Genomic DNA, 15,535 nt, shown 5'->3' on the forward strand with positions numbered 1-15,535 from the left:
AACCCTTGTTCGCACAAAAACCGCAGCCACAGGACATCGACGAAAATGCGCTCCAGGTGCATCCCCCAAAAAGCTACGCGGCCGGTGTCAAGGCTGTCACAGTAGCCCTCGAACGGGGACTCACTCAGTCCGGCCTGGCACGCACCGCCCGGTCGATGCTCCGCGTCAACCAGCACAACGGCTTTGACTGTCCGGGCTGCGCCTGGCCGGAATCCATCACCGGTAGGCGCAAACCGGCGGAATTCTGCGAAAACGGTGCAAAAGCCATCGCTGAGGAGAGCACGCTCCGGACTGTCACACCAAAATTCTGGGCAGAGAACCCGGTCTCGGAATTAGAGGGAAAAAGCGAGTTCTGGCTCGGCAGCCGTGGCCGCATTTCGGAACCAGTCGTCCTTCATCCTGGGGATACACACTATTCACCGATCAGCTGGCAGGACGCATTCGCGCTCATCAGTGAGCACATCAACACCACCACCCCGGACCGGTGCGTCTTCTACACCTCTGGGCGGACGGCGAACGAAACTGCATTCATGTATCAGCTCTTCGCGCGGAGCCTCGGAACCAACAATCTCCCGGACTGTTCCAACATGTGCCACGAGTCTTCAGGCTTTGCCCTCAACCCCACGATCGGCGTCGGCAAGGGCACGGTCTCACTCGAGGATCTTCACCACGCAAAGCTCATTCTCGTCATCGGCCAGAACCCGGGAACCAATCATCCGCGCATGCTCTCAGCACTCGTGGAATGTAAAAAGAACGGCGGCAAGGTTGTCGCAGTCAACCCTTTGCCGGAGGCCGGGCTAATCAACTTTAAGGATCCGCAGACCGTCGAAGGGGTCCTCGGCGGCGGGGTGGATATTGCCGACGAATTCCTCCAAATCAAGGTCGGTGGCGATCTCGCGCTCCTCCAGGCGCTGGGCCACCTGCTCCTCGAAGCCGAGGAACGCGAACCGGGAACTGTTGCGGACCACGCTTTTTTGGACTCGCAGACTGAGGGCTTCGATGCCTACAGGCAGGCCCGCCGGGCCATTGACTGGCCAGCCACGTTTGAGGCGACCGGCCTTAGCCGCCCCGAAATCGAGACGGTCGCGGAATTACTGATTGCCTCGAAGGCCACCATAGTGTGCTGGGCACTCGGGCTGACCCAGCAACCACATTCTGTCAACACACTCAAAGAGATAATTAACCTGCTGCTCATGCAGGGGAACTTCGGCAAACCCGGTGCCGGGGCGTGCCCCGTGCGGGGGCATTCGAACGTCCAAGGCGACCGGACAATGGGCATTTGGGAGAAGCCGACTGAAAAATTCATCTCTGCACTTGAGGAGGAATTCGGCTTTCCGATGCCGCGGGAGCACGGCTTTGAGTCAGTTGAGACGCAGCACGCACTTGAGGCCGGGGACGTGGACGTATTCGTCTCCATGGGTGGAAACTTCCTGTCCGCAGCATCCGACACGGCCGCCACTGAGGCCGGGCTCAAGCGCACCGGGCTAACAGTTCACGTCTCCACCAAACCTAATCGGTCCCACGTGGCACACGGCCACACATCTCTCATCCTCCCCACGCTGGGCAGGACCGACGTGGACGACAAGCACCCGGCCGGGCGGCAATTCGTCTCCATCGAAGACTCCATGTCTGTCGTGCATTCCTCACAAGGCCGGCTCCGTCCTGTCTCGGAACACCTTCTCGCAGAGCCGGTAATCGTTGCCAGGATGGCCCAAGCGGTGTTCGGCGCGGACCACCCTGTGGATTGGAAGGCAATGGCTGAGGACTACGACGTGATCAGGGATCATATTTCCCGTGTCATCCCAGGCTTCGAGGATTTCAACCGTCGTGTACGGACGAAGAACGGCTTTGTTCTGCCCATTCCCCCACGCGATACCCGGACCTTCGCAACCGAAATCGGCAAAGCCCGGTTCACAGTCAGCCCGCTGGAATACCTCAAGGCGCCCGCAGGTCATCTAATCCTCCAAACACTGCGCAGTCACGATCAGTACAACACTACGATTTATGGTCTCGACGACCGGTACCGCGGCATCTCAAACGCCCGGCGCGTAGTCCTCATAAACCCCGATGACCTCCGACAGCTCGGACTTTCTGACAGGGAACTGGTCAACGTCATTTCAACGTTCAATGGCTCGGAGCGCCGCGCAGAGGGCTTCCGCCTCGTTGCCTACCCCACCGCAAAGGGGTGCGCCGCGGCGTACTATCCAGAGGCCAACGTTCTAGTCCACAAGGACCTCGTTGCTCGCGAATCCAACACGCCTGGCTACAAGGCCGTCACCATACGCTTTGAGAAGACGTAACCCAGGGTCCGGCTCTGCGGCCTATCCGTTAGGCGGCCCATACCCACGGCCGGCTCGCTTCCGCCCGCCAGGAGAGTCACGCGCCCCTCAGCAGTATTTCGCTGCTTGAGAGACATCTAGCAGGTGCTAGCCGGCGACTGCCTTCCGGTGCCACTTCAGCGTCGCTTCTCGGCTCGGCCTCGTCGAATCTTGTCCCGCCGAGCGATGCGCGCACGGGCCACATGGGCAAGGATCCTCTGCAAACCAACCATGCGCTAGCATGAAGGCCGCATCAGGAGGTGGCTGTGGAACGCCGGGTGAACTACGTGTATGTCATCAAACAACTGGAATTGGGCCTGCGCCCGCGGTTCGTTGAACTCTGCGCTGCGGAGGGTATGAGTGCTGCGCAATACACGGCGCTGACCGTGCTTGAGCGCAGGCCTGGCATCACAAGTTCGGAGCTGGCTCGCCGCTCCTTCGTCAGAGCGCAAACCATGGCTATTACCCTGGAACCGCTTCTTAGCGCCGACCTCATCCGGCGTGAACGTGATCCTGAAAACGGCCGGCGAATGCTTCTTTTCCTCACAGAAACCGGGGCCGCAGCGATCGAACGGCTTGCGAATCCCCTTGCCGAACTGGAGGAGCAGCTGGTGACGGGCTTTACAGCCGCTGAGCGCTCCCAGTTTGCAGAGCTCTTGCGCCGCAGCAGCCACTCCCTGGCGGAGGCGGCTGCCCGGGATCGATCAGAAGACTCTGAAACGCCGGCAAGTGAAGTCTCGTAAGCTACCGTACGTCTTCGGCATGCGATATGGGTGCCAGCCTCCGCAGCTGTGTGACGTGCCTAGGTTCGAGCTCAGCCAAGGACGCGGCGCCGAGAAGCTTCATTGTGCGTTCAATCTCGCTGCGTAGGATCTCGATCATGCGGTCTACGCCTTGGCGGCCCCCTGCCATGAGGCCGTAGAGATACGCGCGGCCGACGAGAGTGAAGTTCGCTCCCAGCGCGACCGATGCAACAATGTCGGCACCGTTCATGATGCCCGTGTCGATCATGATCGTGGCGTCTCTGCCCACCTCACGTACCACTTGGGGCAGAAGATGGAACGGAACAGGCGCTCGGTCCAGTTGACGTCCGCCATGGTTGGACAGGACGATGCCGTCGACCCCTTGGTCGACCAGGCGTTTAGAGTCCTCCACACTCTGCACTCCCTTGACAACCAACCGTCCCGGCCACAGGTCACGAACGACTTTGAGGTCCTCGTAGCTGACTGTAGGGTCCATCGCAGACCCAAGGATCTCGCGTATCGTGCCGCTTCCAGCGGGAATGGCAGAGAAGTCGAGCCTGGGGGTGGTGAGGAAATCGAACCACCACCACGGGCGCGGAATCGCGTTCAGAACCGTGCCGACCGTGAGTTGCGGAGGGATGGAGAACCCATTACGAATATCCCGGAGACGGGCGCCGGCCACCGGTGAGTCCACGGTCACCAACAGCACGTCGAAGTCTTCTGCACTGGCGCGTCGGATCAGTTCATAGGATATTTCGCGGTCCCGCATCATATAGAGCTGCATCCAGTTACGCCCGTTGCTGTTTGCCCTTTTGACCTCCTCTATCGATGCCGTTCCGAGGGTTGACAACGTAAATGGGATTCCGGCTGCTCCGGCGGCCGATGCCCCGGCAAGCTCCCCCTCGGTCTGCATAAGGCGTGTAAACCCCGTAGGGGCAATGCCGAAGGGCATCGCCGCCGGCGCCCCTAGGACGTGGCAGGAGGTGTCCACTGCATCGGCAGCGCAAAGGACGGACGGGTGAAATTCAATGTCCTCAAATGCCTCACGGGCACGGACCAGTGACAGCTCGCCTTCAGCGGCACCGTCGGTGTAGTCGAAGACAGCCTTGGGTGTGCGCCGCTGCGCAATCTTCCGCAAGTCTGCGATCGTCAGCGCTCCTTCAAGGCGGCGCTTGCGGGCGTTCAGCTCAGGCTTCCGGAATTGTATGAACTCAAGTAATTCAGCCGGATTCGGAAACTGGCGTGTAACCAAGAACTTCTCCTCTGCGCTGGGGAGTGTGACGCGGCAATGATGGCTGGCTACCAAGGATCCTGACCGTTATGAGCTCAGACTATTGACCGGGTAAAAATGCGGGGATATTCTCGAAGTGTTATCAGTCTAACTGAAATACAGATCCGCGCCACGAGCATCGATCTAACGGACTGACAGATGCCGCAGCCACGAGCATCGACTTTGGTGGAGCTGCTAGCTGCACCCCATTCCCCTGAGAACTCCCGAGCGCCAGGCGCCAAGCAGGACTCTGCACTATTCCCTAGGAGAGAGTTGTTATGGCAACGAAGCCAACAGCCCAATCGTCTGCCTCGCAGACTGTGCCGCCGTCTTCGACGATCAGCACACGCGACGCCCGCAGGGTCATCCTTGCAACCTTCGTTGGAACCACCGTGGAGTGGTACGACTTCTATCTCTATGCTGCGTCGGCCGCACTCATATTTGCCCCCCAGTTCTTCCCGGGCAACGATCCGACTGCGGCCCAAATTGGAGCGTTCGCGACCTTCGCCTTCGGATTCCTCTCGCGTCCCCTGGGTGGCATCCTTGCAGGACACTTTGGCGACCGCTTGGGACGAAAAGGTATGTTGATCCTGTCGTTGATTCTCATGGGTGTCGCGACAACGCTGATCGGCCTGCTGCCGAGTTACGCTCAGATCGGTATCCTCGCGCCTATTCTCCTCACAATCCTTCGCCTCGTACAGGGCCTGGGAGTGGGCGCTGAATGGGGCGGAGCCGTGACGATGGCTATCGAGCATGCGCCGGAGAATCGGAAAGCACTCTATGGTGCCGCGCCGATAATCGGTCTCCCCGCAGGGCTGCTTCTCAGCAACCTTGTGCTCATCGTCCTGGGAGTTCTGACTGGTCCGAACTTTACGGTGTGGGGTTGGCGTATCGCATTCCTCTTCAGTTTCGTGCTGGTCCTGATCGGAATTTGGGCCCGTTACGGTTTGAGCGAGAGCCCTGTGTTCAAAGAGGCGGTTCAGGACCACCCTAAGGCGCTGCCGTTCGTGACAGTGCTCCGTCATCATGGCGTGCCCCTGCTCTGCACGATCTTCATCTCGGGGGTACCTGCGATCCTGGCTTATCTCGTCCTGACGTGGGCACTTTCCTACGGAACAACAAGCCTGGGGTACGACCGAAACTCGCTGCTGTGGATTGGAATCCTTTGCTGCGTTATTCAAATGGTCATGATCCCTGTGTTGGCCGTCATCGTCGATCGCGGCAACCCCCGCATTATGGGAATGGCGGGGGCCGTGCTGATGGCCGCGGCAGCCCTTGCATTCTTCCCGCTGTTCAACACCGGGAACATCGCCCTGGCAGGACTGGCGACAGTGCTTGCCCACGCTTCAACATCCTTTGTTTGGGCCGTCGTGCCCCCGATCCTGGCGCGGGCGTTTCCTGGTCCCGTCAGGTATACGGGCATTTCGATGGCCTACCAGTTCGGCGCAATCATCGGAGGCGGCTTCGCGCCAATCATCGCAACAGCGCTGTTGGCCGCAACAGGACAGACATGGCCGATTGCCCTGTACGTCGTCATCGCCAGCGCTGTAATGCTCCTCAGCATTATTGGCCTAGGCGTTTACTACCGGTTCCGCGGCGAGCCGGCCTGGGACTAACCTCCGGCCACCAGCTCCCGTTGGGGACAACGGCAGGGCTGTAGCCGAGAATTCATGACTTTGTTGAAAGGAACCCAATGACCATTGTTATTGACGGCGAGACCCTCTCCATAGAAGACATCCGTGCCGTGTCACTGGGACAGACGGTGGCGCTGACTGACGATGAAGCCGTCCTGAGCCGGGTCCGGCGGTCCCGCGATGTGATCGACCGCAAGCTTGAACTCGGAGAGCAGGTTTATGGGGTCACTACCCTTTTTGGTGCGATGGCAGACCAATATGTGGGTCCGGAACAGCTGGCAGATGTGCAGCGGGTCGCATTGTGGACGCATAAAAGTACTACCGGGCCCCGCCTGCCAGCTGCAGATGTCAGGGCGGCGATGCTCCTGCGGGCCAATTCACTGATAAAGGGCGCCTCGGGAATCCGCTTGGAGATAATTGAGCGTTTCGTGACATTCCTGAATGCCGGGGCTTTGCCACATGTCTACCAGCGGGGATCAATCGGCGCCTCGGGTGACCTCGTCCCCTTGTCCTATATCGCCGGCGCCGTCGTGGGACTCGACCCGAGTTTTCTTGTGGATTTTGGCGACGAGACGGTAGACAGCCATACCGCTCTGTCCCGCCTGGGTCTGGAGCCGATCGCGCTGAAGCCCAAGGAGGGTTTGGCGCTAAATAACGGTACGGGGGCATGCACGGGAGTAGCGGCCAACGCCCTTTCCCGGGCCATCGAGCTGAGCGCTCTAGCGCTCGAGATACACGCGCTTTACGCACAGGCCATGGTGGCCACCGACCAGAGCTTTGCTGACTTTATTCATCAGATGAAGCCGCATCCCGGCCAGATCTGGACCGCACAGCAAATGCGCCGTCTGCTTGACGGCTCCAGTCTGGTCCAGTCTGAAAAGTCCGGTGACCGGAGCCACCGAGCAGGGGGGCTTATCCAAGACCGCTACGGCATCCGCTGCCTCCCCCAATATTTCGGACCAATCATTGATGCGCTGGCTACGGCAACCCGGCAGCTCACCACCGAAGCAAACTGTGCCAACGACAATCCACTCATCAATCCCGATACGGGTGAAATCCTCCACACCGGCAACTTTCTTGCGCAGTACACCGGAGTTGCGATGGACAGCGTACGTTTTCACATCGGCATGCTGGCCAAGCATCTGGACTCGCAAATAGCGCTGCTCATGACTCCCGAATTTAGCAACGGACTCAGCGCGTCACTTGTCGCCAACACCGAAGGCGGCCTCAATGTCGGCTTCAAATCGCTGGGAGTCAACGGCAACCAGATGATGCCGTTACTGGGTTTCTACGGGCAGTCCGTTGTCGACCGCTACCCCACCCACGCCGAGCAGTACAACCAGAACATCAACAGTCAGGCCATGAACGCAGCAAACCTGACTCGAGACGCCCTGGACGTATTCGAACATTATTTGGCCGTAGCACTGATGATTGGCATCCAGGCGGTTGAACTGCGGGCAAAGCTGGTCGCAGATACCTATGACGCCCGGGAAGTGTTGGGAGAAGGCAGCTCTGCCCTCTACCTGGCTGCGCGGAAGGCCGCTGGCGGGCCGCCCTCCGCGGACCGCCCCCTTCAGTGGAATGATCTGGATGCCTTCACGCAGCCAATGGTCGAAGGGCTGCTCGGTGAAATGACGCGTGAAGGCGCGCTCATGTCGGCTATTCACCGAACTGTGTCCGCACTGTCCGAATACGCCGGGGCCTGAAGTGGATGAGTCCTTCCTGCCTGTACGGATTCGCCAGTCGATCGCTGACCTTCCCCCGTACAGGCAGGGAAAACAGGCGGACGCCGGAGCTTTCAAGCTCTCCAGCAACGAGAACCCTTTCCCCCCTTTACCCAGTGTTGTAGCAGCGGCAAGCGCGGCGACAGCCTTCAACCGTTATCCAGACGCCACCGCGACAGAACTCCGATCCGTACTGGCGGGACGATTCGGGGTGTCGAAGGACTCTGTTCATGTAGCTGCCGGAAGTGTTTCCATCATCACTCAGTTGATCCACGCCGCGGCCGAACCCGGGGAAGAAGTGATGTTCGCATGGCGTTCGTTTGAAGCGTACCCCGGCCTGGCCCAGGTGGCAGGGGCAGTTCCTGTTCAGATTCCCTTGACTCCAGACGGACGGCATGACCTTGCGGCGATGGCCGCGGCGGTAACCGAGCGGACCAGGCTCATATTGATCTGCAGCCCCAATAACCCGACCGGGACAACGGTAACCAAGAAAGAATTTGACCAATTCCACGCGCGCGTGCCTCACGACACCCTGATTCTGTTGGACGAGGCATACGCGGAATTTGTTAACGACCCGGAGGCGGTCAATGGTCTGGACTATGTCCGCTCCCCCACGCACGCCAACGTCGTCGCGCTCCGCACGTTCTCCAAGGCATACGGACTAGCCGGATTGCGGATCGGATACGCAGTAGGACATCCCCGTGTCCTCGATGCTGCCAGATCCACGGCCGTGCCTCTATCCGTCACCGCACAGGCAGAAGGCGCGGCGCTGGCGAGTCTGGCAGCTGACGATGAACTGCTTGCCAGGGTAGCCACGCTGATCGAACGCAGGGACCGCATGGCCCTGGCGTTGCGTGCTGCCGGCTGGTCGGTACCGGCGGCGCAGGGAAACTTCGTCTGGTTGCCTGCCGGCAGCGACACGGAAACTGTTGCTCCCGCATTCGAACGGGCAGGCGTCGTGGTGCGGCCATTTCCTGGCGACGGGATCCGCATTTCGGTGGGGGAAGAGGAAGCGGTCGCAGCGGTTGTCCGGGTTGCCTCAGACCATTCACCCAGCCGTGAGGTGACAGCGCCAGTCGGTGCGCCATAGTGGATCAGAAGGTGTCCACGCTAAAAAATGCACTCCGGGGCTCGGAACTTATTTCGGGAACCGATGCCCTTCCGTACCTCACGGATGCGTCAAGCGCCGTACCGGAGAAACCTCTCGCGGTGGTCCTGGCGGAATCACCGGAGGATGTGGCCACTGCACTTGCCTGGGCGAATGAACATCGCGTGCCTGTGGTGGCCCGCGGAGCGGGGACCGGAGTCTCCGGAGGAGCGGTCTCCATCACTGACGGACTCACGATTTCCATGGAACGCATGGCCAACATCATCAGCGTCCGTCCCGCCGACAGGCTTGCCGTCGTGCAGCCGGGGGTTGTCGTGGATGACCTGAATCGGGCCGCGGCAGCACACGGCCTCATGTACGCTCCTGACCCGGCCAGCTCGGCCACCGCCACGATTGGCGGAACCATCGCAACAAATGCTGGCGGACTGCGCTGTCTGCGTCACGGCGTGACGGCTGATAACGTACTCGCACTTCAGGTCGCACTTGCTGGTGGGAGGCTGCTGCGTACCGGTGCCCAGTCACGGAAGAACGTGGCGGGTTACGATCTTACCCGGCTCTTTGTCGGCTCCGAGGGAACGCTTGGTGTGGTTACGGAGGCAACTGTCCGCCTTCGTCCCGCCCCTTCAGGTGACAATGTCACGTTCCAGGTCTCTTTTTCCTCGAATGCAGATGCGGGGAAGGCAGTAGCCGCAGTGATGGCAAGCGCTGTCACCCCGGAGATCCTCGAGCTCGTGGACCGGACGACGGCTAAGCTCATTGAGGCATACACACCAAGCGGACTGGAGACCAAGGCTTCGGCTACCCTGATTGGCCAAATCATCTCGGAGTCAGCTCTCAGGCAGGCACGCGAGCTTCGCAACATGTTCGAGCAGTGCGGGGGGTTTGGGTTCAAGTCCTCAGCTGATGATTCGCTGCTGGGCGCAAGACGCAACGCCTTTGCGGCGCTGTCGGCACACGGAATGGGTGTGGCGTGGCTTGCCAGCGATGCAGCCGTGCCACCGTCCCGCCTGCACGAGCTGCTTGATTTCATCCGCAACATTCAAGAGCGCCATTCACGTCAGATTTCCGTTGTCGCCCACGCCGGCGATGGGAACATCCACGCGGCAGTGTCGGCCGATTCAACGAAGCCGGGCGATGTTGCTGAGGCCGAGAACATTGTAGAACTGATAGCAATTCATGCTGTCCGTTTAGACGGGACGGTCACCGGAGAGCACGGGACGGGCTCGCTCAAGCGCCATCTGCTCGTCCACGCACTCGACACCGTATCCTACGACGTTCATCGCAGCATCAAGCAGGCGCTGGACCCACTGGGCATCCTTAATCCTGGCCGGGGCATCTAGCTAGTCCTTGCTGAGGCGACATGGCTTGTCTGGTCAAGCGTCAGCGCTGCCACGAAGACGTGCAAGCGGTCCCGATCGTCCAGGACCCTTCGCATGGACAAGATGGGACGAATACGAAGGGTCCCCCACTTGCCTAGGTGAAGGCTCCCAGCCCCGTTATCGCACGTCCGACGATAAGGGAGTTGATCTCGTGGGTCCCTTCAAACGTGTACAACGATTCGGCGTCCGCGTGAAAGCGCGCCACCTGGTGGTCGAGCAGAATTCCGTTTCCTCCGAGGAGTTCCCGGCCCAGCGATGCTGACTCGCGCATCCGTGTGCATACCCAGGTTTTTGCCAGCGCTGCCTGCTCGTCACTGCACGCTGCGTCTTCTGCAATCTGGGCAAGGCGCACGGCCATTCCCAGCGATGCGGTGAGGTTTCCCAGGATCCGGACCAACTTCTCCTGGACCAGCTGGAAGCCGGCCAGCGGCCGTCCAAACTGCTCCCGGCGCTGAACATAGGCAAGGGTGGCTTCATACACGCCGAGCTGCAGCCCGGTGGCGTTCCACACCGCGTCCGGGCGCAGAACCCGGAAGACGTCATTGAGGTCGCGGAAAGAATTGATTCTGGGGAGCCGGTGAGCCTCGTCCACCCGGACGTTCTCGAGGACAATGTCTGCGTTGTTGACCATTCGCAGGGAGGTCTTGCGCCCGATTTTGGTGATGGTCATCCCCGGATCATCCGTCCTCGCAAGGAATGCCTTGAGGCTTCCGTCCTGCTCGTCCCTGGCAATGACGGCAGCATAGTCCGATAGTGCAGCATTGCCGATCCACCTCTTGGCTCCATTAAGGATCCACACATCCCCTTCACGGCGCGCGGTCGTTTGGATTCCGCGGGAAATATCTGAGCCATGATCCGGCTCCGTGAGGGCAAAGCAGCCGGTCATGCTGAACGAGGTGATGCCAGGGTCCCACTCGGCGAATTGAGCATCGGTCGCACCACGCTGAACTATCGTGCGGAACATGGCCGCCTGGCCGCCAAAGAGAATTGCAAGCGAACCATCAACCCGGGATAACTCCAGATTCCGGAATCCCGTAAACAAAGGACGGACTGGTTCCTCGGCTTCGCGCAGCTCGGAGGGGTCAACGATGTCGAGTTTGGCCAGACCTTCACGAAGGTGTACCGGGGTTTCACCACGTTCCCAGTAGTCGGCAATAACAGGCTCAGCTTCCTGTTTCAAGAAGGTCCGCAGACGATCCAGGACGGCTATTTCTGCTTCGCTTAGCAGTGATGCGTACCCGTAAAAGTCTCCCTCACCGAGGAAGGTGGGTGAGCCGGCGGCGGCCGGCTCACCCATCTGGGGGGCCAGTTCGCCCTCAGCCATTTACTGCCTTCTCCTCCAACCCGAGCATTTTGATGGCGTTGGTCTTCTCGATCTTCTCGCGGACGGTCGCCGGAAAGTCCAGGCGTTCCCAGTCCTGGAGCCACCTTTCTGGTGTGATGGCAGGAAAGTCGGTTCCGAACAAAACCTTGTCCTGGAGGTAAGTTCTGGCCGCCTGAACAAGGTTGGCCGGGAAATACTTCGGGGACCACCCTGAAAGATCGATCCACGTGTTGGCCTTGTGCGTCGCGATCGAAATGGCTTCATCCTGCCACGGCACGGATGGGTGGGCCATGATGATCTTTAGGTGCCTGACCCGGCATGCGAGTTCATCAAGCAGGAGCGGGTTTGACAGGGCCAGCCGGATCCCGAAGCCCCCTGGCATGCCGGCCCCGATGCCGGTTTGACCGGTGTGGAAAATCGTCGGCAGACCATAGTCGGCTATGAGCTCGAACAGAGGCTCGTACTGTCCATCCGACGGATCGAATCCTTGGACCGAGGGATGGAACTTGAATCCCAACACCCCGTGGTCTTCAACGAGCCGCTTCACCATGTCTTTTGCCGCGTCACCCTGCAGCGGGTCGACACTGCCGAAGGGGATCAGTACGTCGTTGTGGCGTGCCGCGGATTCCGCGATTTCAATGCTGCTGTTGGGCGAAACGCCCATGGCAGTCGTTGCATCAACGGTGAAGACCACCGCAGCCATGGAACGGGCACGGTACGCCTCTGCGATAGCGTCAATCCCGGGGGTATCAGCTGACCGTTTGAAGTACGCGTTGGCTGCGTCTATTACCTCGTGCGGAAGCGCAGCGTGGCCATGGTCGTCGTGCTCGATGTGCACGTGGACATCAATTGCCCGGATGGAATCTAGGTCGAGCGCGGGCTCATATCTCATGGCGTTCCCTGTTCTGCAGTCATTTCGCCTTTGAGGCGCCTCATGTCAAGCTTTCCGGACCCTCCACGGTGCAGGGACGGTCGGATGGCTAGAGTGCGGGGTTTTTTGTAGCCGGCCAGGTACTTGGCAACATGTTCGGCAAGCTGGTCTTCAGACACGTCTGCTCCGGCGTCCACCGCGACCATAGCTGTCACCCGCTCACCCCACCGCGCATCGGGCACGCCGAAGACGACGGCATCGTTAACGCCCGGATAGCGAAGCAGCACTTCTTCAACTTCACCGGGGTATACCTTCTCCCCGCCGGTATTGATGACGCTGCTTCCCCGGCCTAGCAGTTCGATATACCGGTTCTCGCCGACACGCACGTAGTCACCCGGTGAAGCGTGCCGCACACCGTCGATAACCGGGTATGTTTCCTCTGTCTTGGCAGGGTCGTTAAGATACCCCTTGGGCAATGCGCCGCGGTAGGCAAGTATGCCTGTTGCGCCCGGATGGTCCTGCACCGGCTGCCGGTCCAAGTCCAATACGACCGCGTCATCACTCAAGCGGAACCTGGCAGGCAGGTCGTCCTCCGAGGTACTGACCGCCGTCGCATAGGGGCCGCCTTCCGTTGAAGCCAGGATATCGACGATGGCTATCTGGCCAAGGCGATGAAAGCGGCGCTTGGTGTCGTCGCTGAAGCGCATTCCTGAGCTGATGACCGATGCCAAACTACTGGACGTGTCCTTGAGGCGGGGCTCGAGCGCATCCAGGACAGGAATCGCCACAGCGTCGCCGGCGACAATCAGTCGAGTGACCTTTTCATCCACGATCATGTCGGCAACCGCACGTGGGTCTAGGCTGGGACGGGCGTTAATGATGACAGTCCCCCCTAAGGCAAGCGTGTTCATGGCACTGAACAATGCGGTCGCATGGATGAACGGCGCCAGCGGAAGAGTGGTTACGTGAGCGGTTTGGGGGCTCGTTGCAACACGGAGGGCTTCAGCAAGATCCCGCGGGTAGGCGACACCGAGTGGATCGTACATAGCTGACTGCTGGATGTGCAGAAGCTCGCCTATTCCCCAAACCACAGCCTTTGGCGTGCCGGTTGTCCCGCCGGTGAAAATATACAGTTCGGCATCTTTGGACGGTTCGCTCAGCTCCAATGGCTCGGATGGCTGCTCGGTGATCAATGAATGGAAGTCGAGAACATCCAGTCCCGACAGGCCTCTCGATTCACTGCCTGGCCGGTGCGCCTTGCCCGGCGCATCGAGGTCTGCGACCTGGACCAGCAGCGGCCTGTCTGAGCCCCACCGCTCGATGTCTGCTATTACGTCGGCAGAGCCCGACCCAAATATCAGTGCTGAGGGAGAGCACGCCTCCAGAAGAGCCTCAACTTCCTGAGCGCGGTATCGGTAATTGAGGGTAACGGGAATGGCCTCAATTTTTAGCGCAGCATTGAAGGCCACCAGATATTCTGCGGTGTTGTGCAGGTAGAAGGCGACGCGGTCACCGGCTTTCACCCCCCGATTCAGGAGGGCTACCGCGAGGCGGGAGGAAAGTCCGTCAAACTGGGCATAGGAAACCCGCTGCAGGCCCGCCACGATGGCCGTCCGGTCCGGAGCCGAACGTGCGATACGACTCCAAAGGGTCGCGTAGTTTTCAAACATCATCGCTCCTAGCGGGCGGGGGCTTCGGACGGATCCGGCTTGGGAGTGGGACCGGACGGCTGCGCATCCGCTGACCACTCTTCATCCCACAGCTGACCAAGGTCCTCGGCCGACCATCCGCCCTCTGAGAGCGCGTGACGGTGCTCCGCCGGGTGCGAGTAGAGGCTGACGCGATCACCGCCGATACCAAGCGTCTGCCCGGTTACCGTTGCGGCGCCGTCCGACGCGAGCCAGACAATAAGTGGTACAACGTCTTCCGGCCCTCCCAGTGCGTGGTCACGTCGAGCCATAGGAGGAAGCGGGAAGCCCTCCTCAAATGCTGCCGCCCATTCCGCATAGACAGGAATAGTGGCGGTCATGGCGGTCATGGCAGTGGGAACGACGACGTTAGCCGTGATCCGGTCACGTGCCAGTTCCAGGGACCATGTGCGCGCCATGGCGACAATCCCCGCTTTTGCCGCTGCGTAATTGGACTGGCCGAAAGAGCCGTACTGACCCGCGGGCGAACCAATGAGAATGATTCGACCGCCCTCACCCTGCTCCCGCATCCTGATGGCAGCAGCCTTGCCACAGGTCCAAGCACCTTTCAGGTGAGTCTCAATAACGAGGTCGAAGTCTGATTCCTCCATCTTCCAAGTGACCTTGTCCCGCAGGATGCCTGCATTGGCGACCATGATGTCCAAACGGCCGAACTCTTCCACCGCAAGGGCTACCAATTTTTGAGCCGCCGATTCAGGGCCGATCCGCCCTGGTGCAGCCACCGCCTTGCCGCCGCTGCCTCGAATTTCGGCAGTGACAGTCGTGGCTGCGTCTTCGTCAGCGTCATTTACAACGACCGCGCACCCCGCTGCTGCCAGGCCTAGCGCATAACTGCGCCCGAGACCTCGACCCGCTCCAGTGACAATGGCAACTTTGCCGGTAAGCACAGGAGAAGCCTTTCCATTCAGTTCGACATCCATGTCCGGATCCCTTTCTTCGTTTACTTGTAGTAGCGCAGGACCTGTTGAACCACGCAGGCCGGCTTGCTAGAGCCCTCAACCTCAAAGGTCACGGTCACATGCACTTGTTGTCCGCCCGGAATGGGCTGAACGTCTGCAATCTCGCCAAGGAGTCGGATGCGTGAGTCCACGGGAACCGGTGCAGGGAAGCGCAGACGGTCAAGGCCGTAATTGACGCCGGAACCCATGTCTGTCACTGCAAAGACTTCCGCCATGAGCGGAACGATGCGGCCTAGGGTGAGGTAGCCGTGGGCTACGATTCGACCGAACGGCCCCGCCGCTGCCACTTCTGGATCAACGTGGATGGGGTTGTAGTCCCCCGAAACGCGCGCGTAGAGGTCAATGTCTTCCTGGCTGATTGTCTGCCAGGAAGAGGGCCCGAAAGTGACGCCCTTCAACTCGGCCAGGCCGTCGACGGTCGTCCTGAGTGCGGTATCGCTTGATTTGACCACCATTGGTCCTCCTCGATATGAGCCCGGAATCTTCCGCGCCAAGC

The 15,535-nt window shown here is 60.3% G+C and carries 12 protein-coding genes; 6 read left to right on the forward strand and 6 right to left on the reverse strand.

Annotation, left to right across the window (positions count from 1 at the left end; genetic code table 11):
* Positions 1-5: 5 nt before the first annotated feature.
* Both CXQ88_RS15775 and CXQ88_RS15780 read left to right on the forward strand, forming a co-directional pair.
* Positions 6-2,300: an FdhF/YdeP family oxidoreductase gene (locus CXQ88_RS15775; protein ID WP_104045092.1), complete on the forward strand. Its 2,295-nt coding sequence runs from the start codon at positions 6-8 to the stop codon at positions 2,298-2,300.
* 284 nt (positions 2,301-2,584) lie between these two features.
* Entirely contained in the window at positions 2,585-3,061 is a 477-nt protein-coding gene (locus tag CXQ88_RS15780) for a MarR family winged helix-turn-helix transcriptional regulator (RefSeq protein WP_104045093.1), read from the forward strand.
* 1 nt (position 3,062) lies between these two features.
* Here CXQ88_RS15780 and CXQ88_RS15785 read toward each other — a convergent pair whose 3' ends face one another.
* Positions 3,063-4,313, reverse strand: a complete 1,251-nt coding sequence (locus tag CXQ88_RS15785) for an alpha-hydroxy acid oxidase (RefSeq protein ID WP_104045155.1) — start codon at positions 4,311-4,313, stop codon at positions 3,063-3,065.
* A gap of 338 nt (positions 4,314-4,651) precedes the next feature.
* On the opposite strand from CXQ88_RS15785, the gene CXQ88_RS15790 reads away from it, so the two are divergent.
* The 4 genes from CXQ88_RS15790 (at position 4,652) to CXQ88_RS15805 (ending at position 10,137) form a co-directional block, all read left to right on the forward strand.
* Positions 4,652-5,947, forward strand: a complete 1,296-nt coding sequence (locus CXQ88_RS15790; protein ID WP_258061939.1) for an MFS transporter — start codon at positions 4,652-4,654, stop codon at positions 5,945-5,947.
* A 77-nt stretch (positions 5,948-6,024) separates the two neighbouring features.
* Positions 6,025-7,671, forward strand: coding sequence for an HAL/PAL/TAL family ammonia-lyase (locus CXQ88_RS15795; RefSeq protein ID WP_104045095.1), 1,647 nt, complete (start codon positions 6,025-6,027; stop codon positions 7,669-7,671).
* 1 nt (position 7,672) lies between these two features.
* A complete protein-coding gene (locus tag CXQ88_RS15800) occupies positions 7,673-8,779 on the forward strand; it encodes a histidinol-phosphate transaminase (protein ID WP_104045096.1) in 1,107 nt (368 codons plus the stop codon).
* An 11-nt stretch (positions 8,780-8,790) separates the two neighbouring features.
* A complete protein-coding gene (locus CXQ88_RS15805; RefSeq protein WP_104045156.1) occupies positions 8,791-10,137 on the forward strand; it encodes an FAD-binding oxidoreductase in 1,347 nt (448 codons plus the stop codon).
* A 133-nt stretch (positions 10,138-10,270) separates the two neighbouring features.
* Here CXQ88_RS15805 and CXQ88_RS15810 read toward each other — a convergent pair whose 3' ends face one another.
* The 5 genes from CXQ88_RS15810 to CXQ88_RS15830 are packed head-to-tail and all read right to left on the reverse strand — an operon-like array spanning position 10,271 to position 15,494.
* Positions 10,271-11,500 (reverse strand): acyl-CoA dehydrogenase family protein, encoded by a 1,230-nt coding sequence (locus CXQ88_RS15810; RefSeq protein ID WP_258061926.1) that lies wholly within the window; start codon positions 11,498-11,500, stop codon positions 10,271-10,273.
* Entirely contained in the window at positions 11,493-12,392 is a 900-nt protein-coding gene (locus CXQ88_RS15815; RefSeq protein ID WP_104045097.1) for an amidohydrolase family protein, read from the reverse strand. The genes CXQ88_RS15810 and CXQ88_RS15815 overlap by 8 nt, the downstream gene beginning before the upstream one ends.
* Complete coding sequence (locus CXQ88_RS15820) at positions 12,389-14,041, reverse strand: AMP-binding protein (protein WP_219816341.1); 1,653 nt, start codon at positions 14,039-14,041, stop codon at positions 12,389-12,391. The genes CXQ88_RS15815 and CXQ88_RS15820 overlap by 4 nt, the downstream gene beginning before the upstream one ends.
* A gap of 8 nt (positions 14,042-14,049) precedes the next feature.
* Positions 14,050-15,000, reverse strand: a complete 951-nt coding sequence (locus CXQ88_RS15825) for an SDR family NAD(P)-dependent oxidoreductase (RefSeq protein WP_104045099.1) — start codon at positions 14,998-15,000, stop codon at positions 14,050-14,052.
* Positions 15,001-15,020: 20 nt separating this feature from the next.
* Positions 15,021-15,494, reverse strand: a complete 474-nt coding sequence (locus CXQ88_RS15830) for a MaoC family dehydratase (protein ID WP_104045100.1) — start codon at positions 15,492-15,494, stop codon at positions 15,021-15,023.
* Positions 15,495-15,535: the final 41 nt, after the last annotated feature.

Origin of the sequence: Arthrobacter sp. ZGTC412 (assembly GCF_002929215.1) — a bacterium.
Taxonomy (GTDB): domain Bacteria; phylum Actinomycetota; class Actinomycetes; order Actinomycetales; family Micrococcaceae; genus Arthrobacter.

Coding starts and splice junctions, on each gene's coding strand:
- CXQ88_RS15795 (WP_104045095.1), top strand. CDS start 6,025: ATGACCATTGTTATTGACGGCGAGACCCTCTCCATAGAAGACATCCGT.
- CXQ88_RS15810 (WP_258061926.1), bottom strand. CDS start 11,500: ATGGCTGAGGGCGAACTGGCCCCCCAGATGGGTGAGCCGGCCGCCGCC.
- CXQ88_RS15815 (WP_104045097.1), bottom strand. CDS start 12,392: ATGAGATATGAGCCCGCGCTCGACCTAGATTCCATCCGGGCAATTGAT.
- CXQ88_RS15820 (WP_219816341.1), bottom strand. CDS start 14,041: ATGTTTGAAAACTACGCGACCCTTTGGAGTCGTATCGCACGTTCGGCT.
- CXQ88_RS15825 (WP_104045099.1), bottom strand. CDS start 15,000: ATGGATGTCGAACTGAATGGAAAGGCTTCTCCTGTGCTTACCGGCAAA.
- CXQ88_RS15830 (WP_104045100.1), bottom strand. CDS start 15,494: ATGGTGGTCAAATCAAGCGATACCGCACTCAGGACGACCGTCGACGGC.